Raw genomic sequence first — 16,165 nt, 5'->3', positions numbered from 1 at the left:
ACCGACGGAGTCGTCCGCCGGTGCATACGGTGGGGTCACAGGAACGGGGCAGCGGTGTCGACGGGGGAGTACGGGCAGACGGACGGGGCCGGGCGGCTGCTGGCGGGCCGCTACCGCGTCACGGCGGCGCTGGGGCGCGGCGGCATGGGCATCGTCTGGAAGGCCGTCGACGAGGTCCTCGGCCGTGAGGTCGCGGTCAAGGAACTGCGCACCTACACCGACGCGGCCGGCCCCGAACTGGCCGCCCTGCAACTGCGGATGCAGCGCGAGGCCCGTGCCGCGGCCCGGGTGCGCCACCCCGGTGTCATCGCCGTGCACGACATCGCCCAGGTCGACGGCCGCCCGCTCATCGTCATGGAACTGGTCGACGGGCCGTCCCTGGACGACGTCCTGCGCGAGCGCGGCACGCTGGACCCGGGAGAGGCGGCCGGGATCGGCGCGAAGGTCATGGACGCCCTGGCCGCCGCGCACCGCGCGGGCGTCCTGCACCGGGACGTCAAGCCCGGCAACATCCTGCTCGACCGCTCGGGCCGGCTCGTCCTCACCGACTTCGGCATCGCCACGATGGACGATCCGGGGGACGGCTCGGCCACGCACCTCACGCGCAGCGGCGAACTCGTCGGCTCCCTCGACTACCTGGCCCCCGAGCGGGCCCAGGGCGCCGACCCGGGCCCCGCCTCCGACATCTGGGCCCTGGGCGCCACGCTGTACGCGGCCGTCGAGGGATCCTCGCCCTTCCGCCGCACGTCCACCTTCTCCACGCTCACCGCTATCGTCTCGGAGCCGCTGCCGGAGCCCCGCCGCGCCGGCCCCCTCGGGCCCGTCCTCCAACGGCTGATGGACAAGCGCCCCGAGTCCCGCCCGGAGGCCGACCAGGCCCGGGCACTGCTCCAGGCCGTCGCGGACACGGGCGTCACCGACACGCCGACGTCCACCCTGCGGGGCCCGGGGTCCACGCCTCCGCGCGCGGAGACGGAACGCAGCGTCCCGTCGGTACCGCCGGGGTTCGGGCCTCCGCAGAGCGCGACCGGGCCGCAGGGCACGGGCCCCGGCGAGCAGAGCCCCGGCACCGGCCCTCAGGGCTCCGGTCCGGTCGACCCCGAAAGCACCACCCCCGGGGCCTCCGCCCCGACCACTGCGATGAACCCCGACCCCACCTCCTCCCGCCGCAAGGCGCGCGTCCTGCTGGCCGCCGCGGCTGTCGCCGCAGTCCTCGCCGCCGCCGGGACCACGGTCGCCCTCCTCGGCGACTCCGAAGGCAAGGAGACCGGCACAGCACGGACCGACGCGGCCCGCGGGGAGACCGGGTCCTCCGAACCCGGCGGGGCGGGCGACGGCTCGAACGCCCCGAGGGCCACGCAACAGGGCGACGACAAGGACACCGCTCCCACCGGGAAACCGGCCGACAAGAAGGACCCCGAGCCCACCGGCCGCGCGACCACACCGGCCCCCGGAAAGTCGATCCGCGGCGCCGGTGCGGGGACGCCGGACGGCGGCACCTCCGGCGGCGGCGCCCCGACGGGCGGCGGTTCGACCACCCCGGCCCCGGTCTGCCACCCCATCGGCGGCGGCAAGTACAACTGCCAGGTCTGGAAGACCGCCGACTCCTACACCGCCTCCGGCACCAAGGCGGGCATCCTCAACGCGGGCACCAACTACTTCTACTGCCAGCAGAACCTGGGCCGCCGCGAGACCTCCGGGGAGTGGACCAACATCTGGTGGGCGAAGACCGACGACGACAGCGGCAACACCGACGTCTGGGTCAGCGACGTCTACATCAGGGGCGGCGACAACGACGCGCCGGTCCCCGGGCTCCCGCTCTGCTGAGCCCGCGCCGAGGCGGCCACGTAGCGCTCCAGACCGGAGGCCGTGACCAGCTTCTCCTCGATGAACAGCCGTGTGCCCCGCTCGCACAGCCGCCGGTCTCCGCGTGCCCGTGCGCAGAACTCCTCGGGCACGACACCGAACAGCTCCCGCAGCCGTGGCAGCCCGACGAGGAGCTCGGTCAGCAGCTCCCGCTCACCCGGGTGCGTACGGGGAGTGCCCGTGCCGTCGTGGAGGACGCCGTGCCGGTTGACGTAGGCGTAGGCCCCCGGCAGGCGGGTGCCGTCCGCGAGGTCGATCCGGACGTCGGGCGACGGCAGCCAGGCCCGGTCGAAGTTGCCGCCCGGCAGCGGCACGCCCTCGCTGGCGTCGATCACCGCCAGCTGTTCGGCGGCGAGCCACAGGACGAACAGCTCCCGCACGGTGCCCGGGGCGCAGACCGGCGACGCCGATACGTATCCCATGCGGCTCACGTGCGCGGAGACACCCGCGTCGATGCCCGTCACCCGTGCCTTCACCATCGGCAGCGGTGAGCTGATCCCGAACTCCGTCATCTTGTGCCGCAACTGCCCCGGGCAGCCGTTGGAGCCGATGGCGATGACCGGTGTGCGGTCCTCGTACACCAGCCGCTCCGGCGGCAGGAAGCGGTCCCCGTCGAGGAGTCCGGAATGCGCGGGCCACGCGCCCGGATACAGCAAGGGGTGCTCGCGCGGGGCCTCGGCGAGTCCGAGTGCCCGCAGCGTGCGATCGGTGCCGTCGTCCATGGGCCGCTCAGTCCGCCGGCGGGATCTCGCCGGAGCCGCGGGTGATCAGCCGGGTCGGCAGCTCGATGCGCTCGGGGGTGACCAGGGTGCCGTCCAGCTGCCGGAAGAGACGTTCCGCCGCGGTGCGGCCGATGTCCGAGGCGTCCTGGGCGACGACCGTGACGCCCGGCTGCAGCAGGTCGGCGAGCTCGATGTCGTCGAAGCCGACCAGGGCGACGCGGCGGGCATGCTCGGCGAGCACGCGGATCACGGTGACCGTCACGCGGTTGTTGCCCGCGAAGATCGCCGTGACCGGATCCGGGCCGGTCAGCATCTCCTCGGCGGCCCTGCGCACCCGCTCGGGGCCGGTGACGCCGAGGGACATCCAGGAGCCCGCCACCGGTATGCCCGCGTCCTCCATCGCCGCCCGGTAGCCGCGCAGCCGCTCGGCGGCGGTGTGGATGCGGGGCATGTCGCCGATGAAGCCGATCCGGCGGTGCCCGTGGGCGATGAGGTGGGCGACGCCGTCGCGGGCGCCGCCGAAGTTGTCCGACAGCACCACGTCGGCGTCGATGTGCCCGGCCGGCCGGTCCACGAACACCGTGGCGACACCCGCCTTGAGCTCGGGCTCCAGGTACCGGTGGTCGTCCCCGGCCGGGATCACCACCAGCCCGTCCACCCGCCGCGCGCACAGGGCCAGCACCAGCTCCTGCTCGCGCTCGGGGTCCTCCGCGCTGGAGCCGTTGATCAGCAGGGCGCCGTGTGCGCGGGCCACCTCCTCGACCGAGCGGCTCAGCGGCCCGTAGAACGGGTCCGCGAGGTCCTCCAGGACCAGGCCGATACTCGCCGTGCGGCCCTTGCGCAGCACCCGCGCGCTGTCGTTGCGGCGGAAGCCGAGGGCGTCGATCGCCTCCTGGACCCGCCGCTCCGTCTCCGGGGTGACCCCCGGCTCTCCGTTCACGACCCGGGAGACCGTCTTGAGGCCGACTCCGGCGCGTGCCGCTACGTCCTTCATGGTCGGCCGGGTGCCGTAGCGTGCTGCGGATCGGAGGGGTGGCTGGGGCACGGTGCGGTGTCCTGTCCTGTCGTCCACGGGGGTGCGTCGATCCTGGGTTTGTATGAGGATGTGGCGTCGAGCATAGAGCCTGGACAACGTTGTCAGGCTCGGGGGAGACTGTCCACCGCAATCTCCGGACCCGCGCACCGCCACGGGACCGGTCCGCTGCTTGCCCTGCTTGATGGCTTTCTCGGCGTTTTTCTCAGGCATGCCCGACGGGGAGATCCGACTCTGATGCACACCGACCTCGTGGCCGCGCTCGACATCGGCGGCACCAAGATCGCCGGCGCTCTGGTGGACGGCCGTGGCCGGATCCTGGTCCGCGCCCAGCGGCCGACGCCCGCACGGGAGGACGGCGACACCGTGATGCGGGCCGTGGAGGAGGTGCTCGGCGAGCTCACCGCGTCCCCGCTGTGGGGGCGTGCCACGGCCGTGGGGATCGGCAGCGCCGGGCCCGTGGACGCCTCCGCGGGCACGGTGAGCCCGGTCAACGTGGCCGGCTGGCGCGACTACCCGCTCGTCGCCCGGGTCCGTGCCGCCGCCGGGAACCTGCCGGTCGAGCTGATCGGAGACGGCGTGGCGATCACGGCGGCCGAGCACTGGCAAGGCGCCGCCCGCGGCCATGACAACGCGCTGTGCATGGTCGTCTCCACGGGCGTCGGCGGCGGTCTGGTGCTCGGCGGCCGGCTGCACCCCGGGCCCACCGGCAACGCGGGCCACATCGGCCACATCAGCGTGGACCTCGACGGCGATCTGTGCCCGTGCGGCTCGCACGGCTGCGTGGAGCGCATCGCGAGCGGCCCCAACATCGCCCGGCGCGCGCTGGAGAACGGCTGGCTGCCCGGGTCCGACGGGGACACCTCCGCCGCCGCGGTGGCCGCCGCGGCCCGGTCCGGCGACCCGGTGGCCCTCGCCTCCTTCGAGCGGGCCGCCCAGGCCCTGGCCGCCGGGATCGCCGCCACCGCGACCCTCGTGGAGATCGACATCGCGGTGATCGGCGGGGGAGTGGGCAAGGCGGGCGACGTCCTGTTCGAACCCCTGCGCAAGGCCCTGAGCACCTACGCGACCCTGTCCTTCGTCCGGCACCTGACCGTGGCACCGGCCCAGATGGGCACCGACGCCGGGCTGGTGGGCGCGGCGGCGGCCGCGCTGGCGAAGCGGACGGACGCGGCGGCGGCCGGGGTGTGAGACCGGGTCGGCCGATCGAGCAGGAACGTTCAGCCAGCGGTGGCGAGGAGGGCGGTGCGGGGACCGACGTGGCCGCAGTCCCGGGCGATACGGACCGGTCCGGTCCGTTTAGCCGGAAATCAGCCGGACGGGTGTGCGATGTGGCACGATCGCGCTTGTGAGCAGCAGACCCGTCTCGGCACAGCACCTGCGCGACCTCGCCCGACTGCGCCGCGTCAAGGACCGGATCGACCGGGAGTACGCCAAGCCTCTCGACGTCGAGGCGCTCGCCCGGGGCGTGCACATGTCGGCCGGGCACCTCAGCCGCGAGTTCCGGCAGGCGTACGGCGAGTCTCCGTACAGCTATCTCATGACGCGGCGCATCGAGCGGGCGATGGCCCTGCTGCGCCGGGGCGATCTCAGTGTCACCGAGGTGTGTTTCGAGGTCGGCTGCGCGTCGCTGGGCACGTTCAGCACCCGTTTCACCGAGCTGGTCGGCATGCCGCCCAGCGCCTACCGGCGTGAGGCGGCGCGCGCGACGGTGGGCATCCCGTCGTGCGTGTCGAAGCAGGTGACCAGACCGGTCAGGAATCGAGAAGCGCCCGCCGCGAGCCGAAACTAGCGTGATGGCCATGGACCTTCACATTCACGCCAGCTTCCTCCCGCACGACGACCCGGACGCCGCCCTGGCGTTCTACCGCGACACCCTCGGCTTCGAGGTCAGAAACGACGTCGGTTACGAGGGCATGCGCTGGATCACCGTCGGCCCCGTCGGCCAGCCGGGCACGAACATCGTGCTGCACCCGCCGGCCGCCGACCCCGGCATCACCGAGGACGAGCGCCGCACCATCGCCGAGATGATGGCCAAGGGCACCTACGCCAGCATCGTCCTGGCCACCACCGACGTCGACGGCACCTTCGAGCGGGTGCAGGCGGGCGATGCCGAGGTGGTCCAGGAGCCGGTGGACCAGCCCTACGGCGTCCGCGACTGCGCCTTCCGCGACCCGGCGGGCAACATGGTCCGCATCCAGCAGCTCACGGCGTCGTGACAGCCCCCGCACCGCACCTCCCTCCGCGCCGCCCCCCGGGGAGCGGCGCGGGGGAACGAGATCGTCCGAGCGCGGCAGTCCCGCCCGACAGATGGAGACACCATGAGCAAGGCCACGACGACGGACAGACAGTCGCCCGGGCCGCACGTTGCCGACAGCCATGACGTGATCCGCGTGCACGGAGCGCGCGAGAACAACCTCAGGGACGTCAGCATCGAGATCCCGAAGCGACGGCTGACGGTGTTCACCGGCGTCTCCGGCTCGGGCAAGAGCTCGCTGGTGTTCGACACGATCGCGGCGGAGTCGCAGCGGCTGATCAACGAGACCTACAGCGCCTTCCTGCAGGGGTTCATGCCGAACCTGGCCCGCCCCGAGGTCGACGTGCTGGACGGGCTGACGACCGCGATCGCCGTCGACCAGCAACGCATGGGCTCCGATCCGCGCTCCACCGTCGGCACCGCCACCGACGCCAACGCGATGCTGCGGATCCTCTTCAGCCGGCTCGGCACGCCCCACATCGGCCCGCCCGGCGCCTTCTCCTTCAACACCGCCTCGGTCTCGGCGAGCGGCGGATTCACCGTGGACCGCGGGGCCGACAAGACCAAGACGGAGAAGGTGTCCTTCAGCCGCACCGGCGGCATGTGCACGCACTGCGAGGGCCGGGGCACCGTCTCCGACATCGACCTCACCCAGCTCTACGACGACTCCAAGTCGTTGTCGGAGGACCCGTTCACCATCCCCACCTACACCGGTGACGGCTGGGTGGTCCGGGTCATCGCCGAGTCGGGCTTCTTCGACAAGGAGAAGCCGATCCGCGAGTACACCAAGAAGGAGCGGCACGACTTCCTGTACCGCGAGCCGGTCAAGGTGAAGATCAACGGGGTCAACCTCACCTACGAGGGTCTGATCCCGAAGCTCCAGAAGAGCTTCCTCTCGAAGGACCGCGAGTCGATGCAGCCGCACATCCGGGCCTTCGTGGACCGGGCGGTCACCTTCACCCGGTGCCCCGACTGTGACGGCACCCGGCTCAGCGAACTCGCCCGCTCCTCGAAGATCGGCGAGGTGAACATCGCCGACGCCTGTGCGATGGAGATCCGGGACCTCGCGGAGTGGGTCCGCGGACTCGACGAGCCGTCGGTGGCGCCGCTGCTGACCAAGCTCCGGCACACCCTCGACTCGTTCGTGGAGATCGGTCTCGGCTACCTCTCCCTCGACCGGGCGTCGGGCACGCTCTCCGGCGGCGAGGCGCAGCGCACCAAGATGATCCGCCACCTCGGCTCCTCGCTCACGGACGTCACCTACGTCTTCGACGAGCCGTCCATCGGTCTGCACCCCCATGACATCCAGCGGATGAACAACCTGCTGCTGCGCCTGCGCGACAAGGGCAACACCGTGCTGGTCGTGGAGCACAAGCCCGAGACGATCGCCATCGCGGACCACGTCGTGGACCTCGGCCCCGGCGCCGGCACGGCGGGCGGCACCGTCTGCTTCGAGGGCACCCTGGAAGGGCTGCGGGGCAGCGGCACCGTCACGGGCCGTCACCTCGACGACCGCGCCAAGATCAAGGCGACGGTCCGCAAGCCCACCGGCGCGCTGGAGATCCGGGGCGCCTCGGCGAACAACCTGCAGGGCGTCGACGTCGACATCCCGCTCGGTGTCCTCACCGTCGTCACCGGCGTCGCGGGCTCCGGCAAGAGCTCGCTGGTGCACGGCTCGATCCCCGCCGAGGAAGGCGTGGTCGCGATCGACCAGACCCCGATCCGCGGCTCCCGGCGCAGCAACCCGGCGACCTACACCGGTCTGGCCGACCCCATCCGCAAGGCCTTCGCCAAGGCCAACGGGGTCAAGCCGGCGCTGTTCAGCGCCAACTCCGAGGGCGCCTGCCCCACCTGCAACGGCGCCGGTGTCATCTACACCGACCTGGCGATCATGCAGAGTGTGGCCACCCCCTGCGAGGAGTGCGAGGGCCGGCGGTTCGAGGCGTCGGTGCTGGAGTACCGCCTCGGCGGCCGCGACATCAGCGAGGTGCTGGCGATGCCGGTGGCCGAGGCCGAGGAGTTCTTCGGCAGCGGCGAGGCCAGGACCCCGGCCGCGCACAAGATCCTTCAGCGTCTCGCGGACGTGGGGCTCGGCTACCTCACCCTCGGGCAGCCGCTCACGACCCTGTCCGGCGGCGAGCGGCAGCGCCTCAAGCTGGCCACGCACATGGGCGACAAGGGCGGCGTCTACGTCCTCGACGAGCCGACCACCGGTCTGCACCTGGCGGACGTGGAGCAGCTGCTCGGCCTGCTCGACCGGCTCGTCGACTCCGGCAAGTCGGTCATCGTGATCGAGCACCACCAGGCGGTCATGGCGCACGCCGACTGGATCATCGACCTCGGCCCGGGCGCGGGTCACGACGGCGGCCGGATCGTCTTCGAGGGCACCCCGGCCGACCTCGTCGAGGCCCGCTCCACCCTGACCGGGGAGCACCTGGCGGCCTACGTGGGCGCCTGAGGGAGGTCCGTACGGCCGTGAGGCGAGCCGCCCGGCGCGCTCCGGGACCCGCCTCACGGCCTTGCGGCCACCACGTCGGACATTGAAGACAAATCAGTCGAATATCGGCAGCCGGTGAGGGCACTCCGTCTTCTGAATCCCCCACGGAACGGAGCCGCTGATGATCGTCAAGAAGATGCACGAGATGGGCGTCCGCAGCGAGCACGCCTACATGGCCGGCATGGCCTCCATCGGCCTCAGCGTCGTCGCCTGGATGGGCTCCAGGAAGATGGAGCCCGGTACCGGTGTCGCCCGTGCCGACCGCTGGGGCATCTTCGTCGGCGAGTGGGCCCCCACCTTCTTCGGTCTCGGCCTCGCCCTGTCGCACTACGAGCAGCAGGACGGCACCCTCACCGCCGACGTCCACGAGCTCCGGCCGACGCGCAAGGCGGGCTGAACGGCCCATCCCGCCGCGCGCCCGGCGCCGCTACCGCGCACCCTGGTGCCATGGCGTCCGTGAAACCCGTCGTGGTCTACCCGCCCGCCGCGGACGGCGGCCGGCGGGTCCGTGTGGACGACCAGTTCCTCGGTATCGCCTACGGGCCGCTCGACGTCGCCGAGTTCCTGCGGCGAGCCGGGATCGAGGACGCGGACGAGGCGTACGTGGCGGCCACGGGCCTGATCGAGTGGCGCGGCGGCGGTCCCGGGGTGTGGGCGGCCGACGCGGACGACGACTCCGCGTAGTGCCGGCTTCGCCCGGTCGCAGGCGGCTGCGTGACCCCGGGGCGGGTCCGGCAGTTGAGTCGGGCATGAAGAAGCGCAGCATGCTCGCCATCGCCTCCCTCGCCACCGGTTTCGTCGTCGCGGCGGTCACCCCGTCCCACGCCCTCGGGGACGGCCTCGGCACCCTGAGTGTCGACGAGACCCTCAAGTCCATCGACGACACCGTCGCCAAGGACAGCCTGTCCCTGGACCGGGAGGACGGCGCACAGGCGAAGAAGAAGGGCTGACGAGCCGCACGGCCCCGCAGCCACGGCGTCGGCGCTCCCGAGTGAGGGGGGCGCCGGCGCCGTCGTCATGCGCCCTCAACTGCGGCTGGTTTCCGTGGCAGGGTGGAGCGGGCAAGCCTCAGGGGGCCAACAGAAGAGGGGGACCTGTGACCGTCGTCTGGATCAACGGCGCGTTCGGTGCGGGGAAGACCACCACCGCACGGGAACTGATCGAACTGATCCCGAACAGCACGCTCTTCGACCCGGAGGTCATCGGCGGCGCGCTCGCCCACCTGCTGCCACCGAAACGCCTCGCCGAGGTCGGCGACTTCCAGGACCTGCCGATCTGGCGGCGGCTCGTGATCGACACGGCGGCCGCGATGCTCGCCGAGCTCGGCGGGACCCTCGTCGTCCCCATGACCCTGCTGCGCCAGGAGTACCGCGACGAGATCTTCGGCGGCCTGGCCGCGCGCAGGATCCCGGTCAGCCACATCCTGCTCGCTCCGGCCGAAACGATACTGCGGGAGCGGATAGCGAGCCGTGAGGTCCCGCGCGACCTTCCCGACGGCGACATGCGAATACGCCAGTGGTCCTTCGACCACATCGAGCCCTACCGGGCCGCTCTCGCCTCCTGGCTCACCGCCGACGCCCACCCCGTCGACACCAGCGCCCTCACGCCGTACGAGACGGCCGTCAGGATCGCCGAGGCCGTCACCGGCGGTGCCGTGCCCGTCTGCGACATCGTGCAGACGCCCGAACCGACCGCCGAGACCGTCGCCGCAGGAGTGCTCCTCTTCGACGAGCAGGACCGGGTGCTGCTCGTCGACCCCACGTACAAGGCCGGCTGGGAGTTCCCCGGCGGAGTCGTCGAACCCGGTGAGGCGCCCGCGCGCGCCGGTATCCGCGAGGTCGCCGAGGAGACCGGCATCAGCCTCGACGAGGTGCCGAGCCTGCTCGTCGTCGACTGGGAGCGCCCCGCACCCCCCGGATTCGGCGGTCTGCGGCTGCTCTTCGACGGCGGCCGGCTGCACTCCGCCGAGGCGGGCAGGCTGCTGCTGCCCGGCCCCGAGCTGCGCGCCTGGCGGTTCGTCACCGAGGAGGAGGCCGCCGACCTGCTGCCCCCGGTGCGCTACGAGCGGCTGCGCTGGGCCCTGCGGGCGCGCGAACGCGGAGCGGCGCTCTATCTGGAGGCCGGGGTACCGGTCGGCTGACAACGGGCCCGCCGTGCATTTCTCCGGCGGCATGCGCCGACGCGCCATGATCGCCATGTCCCTGGTGTGCGACCCGGAGCTGCTGATCACCGACGAGCCCACCACCGCCCCGGACGTCACCGTCCAGGCGCAGATCCTGGACCTGATCCGCGACCTCCAGGAGGAGTTCGGCTCGTTCTCCGGCGGCCAGCGCCAGCGCCAGCGCCAGCGCATCGGCATCGCCCGCGACCTGGCCCTGCGGCCCAAGCTGATCGTGGCCGACGAACCCGTCTCCGCGCTGGACGTCTCCATCCAGGCGCAGGTCGTCAACCTGCTCCAGGACCTCCAGCGGGAGTTCGGCATCGCGTTCGTCTTCATCGCCCACGACCTCGCCGTCGTACGGCACTTCTCCGAACGGCTCGCCGTGATGTATCTCGGCAAGATCGTCGAGGTCGCCGAGCGGGAGTCCCTGTACACCGGGCCCAGGCACCCCTACACGCACGCACTGCTGTCCGCCGTGCCCGAGGCCGACCCGGACGCCGTCGACCGGCGCGAACGCATCCGGCTCGCCGGCGACGTGCCCTCCCCGATCGACCCGCCCTCCGACTGCCGCTTCCGCACCCGCTGCTGGAAGGCACAGGAGCAGTGCGCCCTGGAGGAGCCGCCCCTCGTACGCGTCGAGGGCAGCCCTCGGGCCACCTGACCGCCTGCCACTTCCCCGAGGAACCGTCCGTGACCGCTCGCGAGAAGGACATCGTCCTGGACCCGGCCCTCGACCAGGGCCGGTCACACGGGGGCGGATCAGCCGTGCGCCGCGTTCCGCAGCGCACGGCCCGCCCGACTCGTCACCGGGGCTCCGTGCCCGAAGCAGGCCACGTCCGGGTCCAGTTCGGCCAGGAGCCGGCAGGCCGCGAGGACCTGTGGGCGGTCGAGGTTGAACACCCCCGGCATCACCGTGCCGTCGACGGGTGACGCGGCGACCGTGTCACCCGTGAACAGCACCCCGAGTTCCGGGAGATGGAGCGCGATGCTGCCGTGCGTGTGGCCCGGGACGTGCACGACCCGGGCCCCGCCACCGAGGTCCAGCAGGTCGCCGCCGGACACCTCCGTGAGCCGCGGCGGCCGGGCGAAGTCCCCCTCGGGCAGGAGCTTCGACGCCTGCTCGTGCAGCGGCCGCTCCCAGTCCTCGAACAGCGGCGGCGGGCCCGGGACGTCCCCGCGCACGAACGGTGCGTCCAACCGGTGGAACAGCACCTCGGCGCCGCTCAGCGCGGCGAACTCGCCCGCCCCGCCCGCGTGGTCCTCGTGGAAGTGGGTGAGCACGATCCGCCGTACGTCCCGGGGGTGCCGGCCCAGCGCCGTCACCGCCTCGGCGATCGGGGCGCCGGAGCCGGCCGGGCCGGCGTCGATCAGGGTGAGTTCGCCGCCGTCGCGCCACAGGTAGGCCTGGCCGACCGGGAAACGCAGCAGGTGCAGGCGGGGGGACAGCTCGATGACGTCCATGGGACGACCGCAGCAGAAGGCCCCCGTCCGAGGACGAGGGCCTTCTGCTGCGGGCAGAGCGGTCAGCTCGCGGCGTACGTGCGCAGGAACAGCGCCTCCGCCACCGACAGCCGCTCCAGCTCCTCGGGCGACACACTCTCGTCCACCGCGTGGATCTGGGCCTCCGGCTCGCTCAGTCCGATGAGCAGGATCTCCGCACGCGGGTAGAGCGCGGCCAGCGTGTTGCACAGCGGGATCGAGCCGCCCTGCCCCGCGTACTGCATCTCCTGCCCCGGGTAGGCGACCGCCATCGCCGCCGCCATGGCCTGGTAGGCCGGGCTGGTGGTGTCGGCGCGGAACGGCTGGCCCTCGCCGATCTGCTCGGTGCTCACCCGCGCACCCCACGGCGTGTGCGCCTCCAGGTGCGCCTGGAGCAGCTTGGTCGCCGCGGACGCGTCCACCCCCGGCGGCACCCGCAGGCTGATCAGCGCCCGGGCGCTCGCCTGCACGGACGGGGTGGCGCCGACCACCGGCGGGCAGTCGATGCCGATGACCGTGACGGCCGGCCGCGCCCAGATGCGGTCGGCGACCGTCCCGGAGCCGATCAGTTCGACGCCGTCCAGCACCTTGGCGTCCCGGCGGAACTGCTCATCCTCGTACTGGAGCCCGTCCCAGCCCGCATCAGCTGAGAGCCCCTCGACGGTCGTCGAGCCGTCCTCGGCACGCAGCGAGTCCAGCACGCGGATCAGCGCGGCGAGCGCGTCGGGAGCGGCACCGCCGAACTGGCCCGAGTGGAGGTTGCCCGCGAGCGTGTCGACCTGGACGCGCACCATGGTCATGCCGCGCAGGGTGGAGGTGACGGTCGGCAGACCGACCCGGAAGTTGCCCGCGTCGCCGATCACGATCGTGTCCGCCGCCAGCAGCTCCGGGTGTTCCTCCGCGTACCGCTCCAGACCGCCCGTGCCCATCTCCTCGGAGCCCTCGGCGATCACCTTCACATGCACGGGCACACCGCCGTTCGCCTTGAGCGCGCGCAGCGCCAGCAGATGCATGATCAGGCCGCCCTTGCAGTCGGCGGCCCCGCGCCCGTACCAGCGGCCGTCCCGCTCGGTCAGCTCGAACGGCGGGGTCGTCCAGGCGGCCTCGTCCAGCGGCGGCTGCACGTCGTAGTGGGCGTAGAGCAGGACGGTCTTCGCGCCCTGCGGGCCGGGCAGAAAGCCGTAGACCGACTGCGTGCCGTCGGGGGTGTCGAGCAAGGCCACGTCCTGGAATCCCTCGGCGGCGAGGGCGTCCGCGACCCAGCGGGCGGCGCCCTCGCTCTCGCTGCGGGGGAACTGGTCGAAGTCCGCCACCGACCGGAAGGCCACCAGTTCGGTGAGCTCCTCCTTCGCCCTGGGCATCAGCGAGGCGACGGTCTCGGCGACCGGATTCGACGACATGGGCACGCTCCTCGTGGGTGCGACGTTGTACGGATGCGTACCTCTCTCGGTACGCGGTGATCGTGTGGCGCGGGCGCGTCCCCGTGTAAGGGCCACCCACGCTGCCGATCCTCCCACAGCGGCCTGCGGTGACCGCCGCCGTAGGATGCGGGAGACAGCGGCAGGCGGCTTGATCGGGAGCAGTAGACCATCGTGAGCAGCGAGAACTCTTCGGCGGACGACGCGCGGCAGGTGTGGGACGTCGTCGTGGTGGGCGCGGGACCCGCGGGCGCTTCAGCCGCGTACGCGGCGGCAGTGGCCGGCAGACGCGTGCTGTTGCTGGAGAAGGCCGAACTGCCGCGGTACAAGACGTGCGGCGGCGGCATCATCGGCCCCTCGCGCGACGCCCTGCCGCCCGGCTTCGAGCTGCCGCTCAGGGACCGGGTGCACGCGGTGACCTTCTCCAACAACGGCCGTTTCACGCGCACGCGCCGCTCCAGGCAGATGCTCTTCGGGCTGATCAACCGGCCCGAGTTCGACCAGCAGCTCGTCGAGCACGCGCAGAAGGCGGGCGCCGAGCTGCGCACGGGTGTCACGGTCCAGCGGGTGGAGCAGCACGGCTCGACGGTGCCGGACCGGCGCACGGTCGCCGTGGTCCTGCAGGGCGGCGAGGTCGTGCTCGCCCGCGCCGTCGTCGGGGCGGACGGCAGTGCCAGCCGCATAGGGGCGCATGTCGGGGTCAAGCTCGCCCAGGTGGACCTCGGTCTGGAGGCGGAGATCCCGGTGCCGGAGACCGTCGCCGAGGACTGGAAGGGCCGGGTGCTCATCGACTGGGGCCCGATGCCGGGCAGTTACGGCTGGGTCTTCCCCAAGGGCGACACCCTGACCGTCGGGGTGATCTCGGCCCGTGGCGAAGGGGCCGCCACCAAACGGTACTTGGAGGAGTTCATCGGCCGGCTGGGCCTCGCCGGCTTCGAACCGAGCATCTCCTCGGGGCACTTGACCCGCTGCCGCGCCGACGACTCGCCGCTCTCCCGCGGACGGGTGCTGGTGTGCGGTGACGCCGCCGGGCTCCTGGAGCCGTGGACCCGCGAGGGCATCTCCTTCGCGCTGCGGTCCGGCCGGCTGGCGGGGGAGTGGGCGGTGCGGATCGCCGAAGCGCACGACGCCGTCGACACGCGCCGGCAGGCTCTCAACTACGCGTTCGCGGTCAAGGCCGGGCTCGGGGTGGAGATGAGCGTCGGCAAGCGGCTGCTCACGGCGTTCGAGCGCCGTCCCGGGCTGTTCCACGCGGCGCTGACGGGCCTCCGTCCCGCGTGGCGGGCGTTCAAGGAGATCACGCAGGGCTCGACGTCGCTGGGTGAGATCGTCCGCACGTATCCGATCGCCCAGCGCGCCCTGGCCGCGATGGACCGCCGTCCCGCCGCGGCTGCGGAGGTCAGCTCGTCCGAGTGATCTCGAAGACGGGGTGGTCCGGGGCGATGCGGCGCAGCTCGTCGTCCGGGGAGTCGGGGCCGACTCCGTTGAAGAAGACCCCGACCTCCGCCTTCCAGCGCTTGAGGTAGGCGCGCAGGATCGGGGTCTTGTCGTCGTCGCCGACCTCGGCCGCGGTGAAGGTGTCCACGTGCTTGCCGAGGTGCAGTTCGCCGCCGCCCGCGGCGCGCATGTTGTGCGTCCACTGCACATGGCCGCGGGGTGCGACCAGGTACTGCTTGCCGTCCAGGGTCAGCAGGTTGACCGGGGTGGTGCGCCACTGGCCGCTCTTGCGGCCGCGGACGGCGAGGACGCGGGAGCCCCAGACGCTGACGCCGCGGCGGGTCAGCCAGGCCACGACGCGGTTGAGGACGTTGACGGTGAACCAGCCGGGCTTCTGGACGTGCGTGGACATGGGGTCCCCTCGGGTGATGGCGAAGCGGCGCTCTCTTCCGTGAGCACTGCTCTCGCTCGTTCTGCTGTCAGTCTGCATGGGGTCGTACACCAAAGCAAGAGCACTGCTCTCTAATTTGTTCACCGCTCTCTTCTGTGTGCACTGCTCTTCTTCCATGGGAGACTGCTCGGCATGAGCACCGCACAGGGCGCCCGTGCCAGGGCCAGGATCGAAGTGACCGCGGCCATCAAGGACGAGGCCCGCAGACAGCTCGCGGCGGAGGGCGCCGCCCGGCTCTCGCTGCGTGCCGTGGCCCGTGAGCTCGGCATGGTCTCCTCCGCGCTGTACCGCTACTTCCCCAGCCGTGACGACCTGCTGACAGCCCTCATCATCGATGCCTACGACTCCCTCGGCGAGTGCGCCGAGACCGCGCACGAGCCGGCGGCCGACCCCTTCCGGCGCTGGATCACGGTCTGCGAGGCGGTACGCGGCTGGGCGCTGGACCATCCGCACGAGTACGCGCTGATCTACGGCTCGCCCGTCCCGGGCTACACGGCCCCCGAAGCCACCGTCCCGGCCGCCGCCCGCGTCGGGCTCCTGCTCATCGGCATCGCCCGCGACGCCCACCGTGACCCGGAGCTCGCCCGGCCCCCGCTGGTGGACGAGCTCCGCCCGGAGGCCGAACGCATGGCCGCCGACCTCGCCCCCGACCTCCCCCCAGAGGTCGTGACGGCACTCGTCGCGGCCTGGGCCCAGCTGTACGGACTGGTCGGCTTCGAGCTGTTCGGCCAGTTCAACCGGGTGGTGGAGGACCGGGAGACGTTCTTCCGGCATGCGGCGGGGCAACTCGCCCGGGGAGTCGGGCTGGTTCCCACCACCCCGTAGGCCACCGGGCCGGTGCACG

Annotated in this window: 16 protein-coding genes and 2 pseudogenes; 13 read left to right on the top strand and 5 right to left on the bottom strand. The window is 72.3% G+C overall.

Annotated elements, in window-relative coordinates:
* Positions 1 to 54 precede the first annotated feature (54 nt).
* Entirely contained in the window at positions 55 to 1,827 is a 1,773-nt protein-coding gene (locus K4G64_RS02730; RefSeq protein ID WP_221754405.1) for a serine/threonine-protein kinase, read from the top strand.
* On the opposite strand, the gene K4G64_RS02725 is transcribed toward K4G64_RS02730, so the two are convergent.
* Together K4G64_RS02725 and K4G64_RS02720 are read right to left on the bottom strand one after the other, a co-directional pair.
* A complete protein-coding gene (locus K4G64_RS02725; RefSeq protein WP_221754404.1) occupies positions 1,773 to 2,588 on the bottom strand; it encodes a hypothetical protein in 816 nt (271 codons plus the stop codon). The two genes, K4G64_RS02730 and K4G64_RS02725, sit on opposite strands and share 55 nt — an antisense overlap.
* A 7-nt stretch (positions 2,589 to 2,595) precedes the next feature.
* Positions 2,596 to 3,660 (bottom strand): LacI family DNA-binding transcriptional regulator, encoded by a 1,065-nt coding sequence (locus K4G64_RS02720; protein WP_221754403.1) that lies wholly within the window; start codon positions 3,658 to 3,660, stop codon positions 2,596 to 2,598.
* Positions 3,661 to 3,858: 198 nt separating this feature from the next.
* Between K4G64_RS02720 and K4G64_RS02715 the strand changes: the two genes are divergently transcribed.
* The 10 genes and pseudogenes from K4G64_RS02715 to K4G64_RS02670 all read left to right on the top strand — a co-directional run.
* Positions 3,859 to 4,812, top strand: a complete 954-nt coding sequence (locus K4G64_RS02715; RefSeq protein WP_221754402.1) for an ROK family protein — start codon at positions 3,859 to 3,861, stop codon at positions 4,810 to 4,812.
* A gap of 157 nt (positions 4,813 to 4,969) precedes the next feature.
* Complete coding sequence (locus tag K4G64_RS02710; protein WP_221754401.1) at positions 4,970 to 5,413, top strand: helix-turn-helix transcriptional regulator; 444 nt, start codon at positions 4,970 to 4,972, stop codon at positions 5,411 to 5,413.
* A 10-nt stretch (positions 5,414 to 5,423) separates the two neighbouring features.
* Positions 5,424 to 5,840 (top strand): VOC family protein, encoded by a 417-nt coding sequence (locus K4G64_RS02705; RefSeq protein WP_221754400.1) that lies wholly within the window; start codon positions 5,424 to 5,426, stop codon positions 5,838 to 5,840.
* A gap of 102 nt (positions 5,841 to 5,942) precedes the next feature.
* Positions 5,943 to 8,336 carry an excinuclease ABC subunit UvrA gene (locus K4G64_RS02700; RefSeq protein WP_221754399.1) on the top strand — a complete coding sequence of 798 codons (2,394 nt, stop codon included), beginning with the start codon at positions 5,943 to 5,945 and terminating at the stop codon, positions 8,334 to 8,336.
* A 160-nt stretch (positions 8,337 to 8,496) separates the two neighbouring features.
* Positions 8,497 to 8,772 carry a hypothetical protein gene (locus tag K4G64_RS02695; protein WP_221754398.1) on the top strand — a complete coding sequence of 92 codons (276 nt, stop codon included), beginning with the start codon at positions 8,497 to 8,499 and terminating at the stop codon, positions 8,770 to 8,772.
* A 50-nt stretch (positions 8,773 to 8,822) separates the two neighbouring features.
* Positions 8,823 to 9,059 carry a hypothetical protein gene (locus K4G64_RS02690; protein ID WP_221754397.1) on the top strand — a complete coding sequence of 79 codons (237 nt, stop codon included), beginning with the start codon at positions 8,823 to 8,825 and terminating at the stop codon, positions 9,057 to 9,059.
* A 65-nt stretch (positions 9,060 to 9,124) separates the two neighbouring features.
* Complete coding sequence (locus K4G64_RS02685) at positions 9,125 to 9,325, top strand: hypothetical protein (protein ID WP_031106779.1); 201 nt, start codon at positions 9,125 to 9,127, stop codon at positions 9,323 to 9,325.
* A gap of 146 nt (positions 9,326 to 9,471) precedes the next feature.
* Positions 9,472 to 10,515, top strand: coding sequence for an NUDIX hydrolase (locus K4G64_RS02680; protein WP_221754396.1), 1,044 nt, complete (start codon positions 9,472 to 9,474; stop codon positions 10,513 to 10,515).
* 13 nt (positions 10,516 to 10,528) lie between these two features.
* A pseudogene (locus K4G64_RS40955) lies at positions 10,529 to 10,609 on the top strand (ATP-binding cassette domain-containing protein); the annotation flags it as partial.
* An 81-nt stretch (positions 10,610 to 10,690) separates the two neighbouring features.
* Positions 10,691 to 11,280, top strand: a pseudogene (locus K4G64_RS02670) (oligopeptide/dipeptide ABC transporter ATP-binding protein); the annotation flags it as partial.
* Between the two features lie 15 nt (positions 11,281 to 11,295).
* On the opposite strand, the gene K4G64_RS02665 reads toward K4G64_RS02670, so the two are convergent.
* Both K4G64_RS02665 and K4G64_RS02660 read right to left on the bottom strand, forming a co-directional pair.
* Positions 11,296 to 11,997, bottom strand: coding sequence for an MBL fold metallo-hydrolase (locus tag K4G64_RS02665; protein ID WP_221754395.1), 702 nt, complete (start codon positions 11,995 to 11,997; stop codon positions 11,296 to 11,298).
* Between the two features lie 62 nt (positions 11,998 to 12,059).
* On the bottom strand, positions 12,060 to 13,415 hold the full coding sequence (locus tag K4G64_RS02660) for a dipeptidase (protein ID WP_221754394.1): 1,356 nt from the start codon (positions 13,413 to 13,415) through the stop codon (positions 12,060 to 12,062).
* A gap of 192 nt (positions 13,416 to 13,607) precedes the next feature.
* Between K4G64_RS02660 and K4G64_RS02655 the strand changes: the two genes are divergently transcribed.
* Positions 13,608 to 14,849, top strand: coding sequence for a geranylgeranyl reductase family protein (locus K4G64_RS02655; RefSeq protein ID WP_221754393.1), 1,242 nt, complete (start codon positions 13,608 to 13,610; stop codon positions 14,847 to 14,849).
* On the opposite strand, the gene K4G64_RS02650 is transcribed toward K4G64_RS02655, so the two are convergent.
* Positions 14,833 to 15,282, bottom strand: a complete 450-nt coding sequence (locus tag K4G64_RS02650) for a nitroreductase family deazaflavin-dependent oxidoreductase (RefSeq protein WP_221754392.1) — start codon at positions 15,280 to 15,282, stop codon at positions 14,833 to 14,835. The genes K4G64_RS02655 and K4G64_RS02650 overlap by 17 nt on opposite strands.
* A gap of 171 nt (positions 15,283 to 15,453) precedes the next feature.
* Here K4G64_RS02650 and K4G64_RS02645 point away from each other — a divergent pair, with 171 nt between their 5' ends.
* Positions 15,454 to 16,146 (top strand): TetR/AcrR family transcriptional regulator, encoded by a 693-nt coding sequence (locus tag K4G64_RS02645; RefSeq protein ID WP_221754391.1) that lies wholly within the window; start codon positions 15,454 to 15,456, stop codon positions 16,144 to 16,146.
* The last annotated feature ends 19 nt before the right edge of the window (positions 16,147 to 16,165 follow it).

The sequence above is a fragment of the Streptomyces sp. WAC04114 genome, assembly GCF_019733245.1.
In the GTDB taxonomy this organism is placed as follows: Bacteria; Actinomycetota; Actinomycetes; order Streptomycetales; family Streptomycetaceae; genus Streptomyces; species Streptomyces massasporeus_A.
This window is presented reverse-complemented; position numbering and strand designations above follow the sequence as displayed.

Excerpts from the sequence above, each read along its gene's own strand:
- K4G64_RS02685 (WP_031106779.1), top strand. The coding sequence starts at position 9,125 with ATGAAGAAGCGCAGCATGCTCGCCATCGCCTCCCTCGCCACCGGTTTC.
- K4G64_RS02695 (WP_221754398.1), top strand. The coding sequence starts at position 8,497 with ATGATCGTCAAGAAGATGCACGAGATGGGCGTCCGCAGCGAGCACGCC.
- K4G64_RS02645 (WP_221754391.1), top strand. The coding sequence starts at position 15,454 with ATGAGCACCGCACAGGGCGCCCGTGCCAGGGCCAGGATCGAAGTGACC.
- K4G64_RS02660 (WP_221754394.1), bottom strand. The coding sequence starts at position 13,415 with ATGTCGTCGAATCCGGTCGCCGAGACCGTCGCCTCGCTGATGCCCAGG.
- K4G64_RS02725 (WP_221754404.1), bottom strand. The coding sequence starts at position 2,588 with ATGGACGACGGCACCGATCGCACGCTGCGGGCACTCGGACTCGCCGAG.
- K4G64_RS02705 (WP_221754400.1), top strand. The coding sequence starts at position 5,424 with ATGGACCTTCACATTCACGCCAGCTTCCTCCCGCACGACGACCCGGAC.
- K4G64_RS02715 (WP_221754402.1), top strand. The coding sequence starts at position 3,859 with ATGCACACCGACCTCGTGGCCGCGCTCGACATCGGCGGCACCAAGATC.
- K4G64_RS02665 (WP_221754395.1), bottom strand. The coding sequence starts at position 11,997 with ATGGACGTCATCGAGCTGTCCCCCCGCCTGCACCTGCTGCGTTTCCCG.
- K4G64_RS02690 (WP_221754397.1), top strand. The coding sequence starts at position 8,823 with ATGGCGTCCGTGAAACCCGTCGTGGTCTACCCGCCCGCCGCGGACGGC.
- K4G64_RS02650 (WP_221754392.1), bottom strand. The coding sequence starts at position 15,282 with ATGTCCACGCACGTCCAGAAGCCCGGCTGGTTCACCGTCAACGTCCTC.
- K4G64_RS02700 (WP_221754399.1), top strand. The coding sequence starts at position 5,943 with ATGAGCAAGGCCACGACGACGGACAGACAGTCGCCCGGGCCGCACGTT.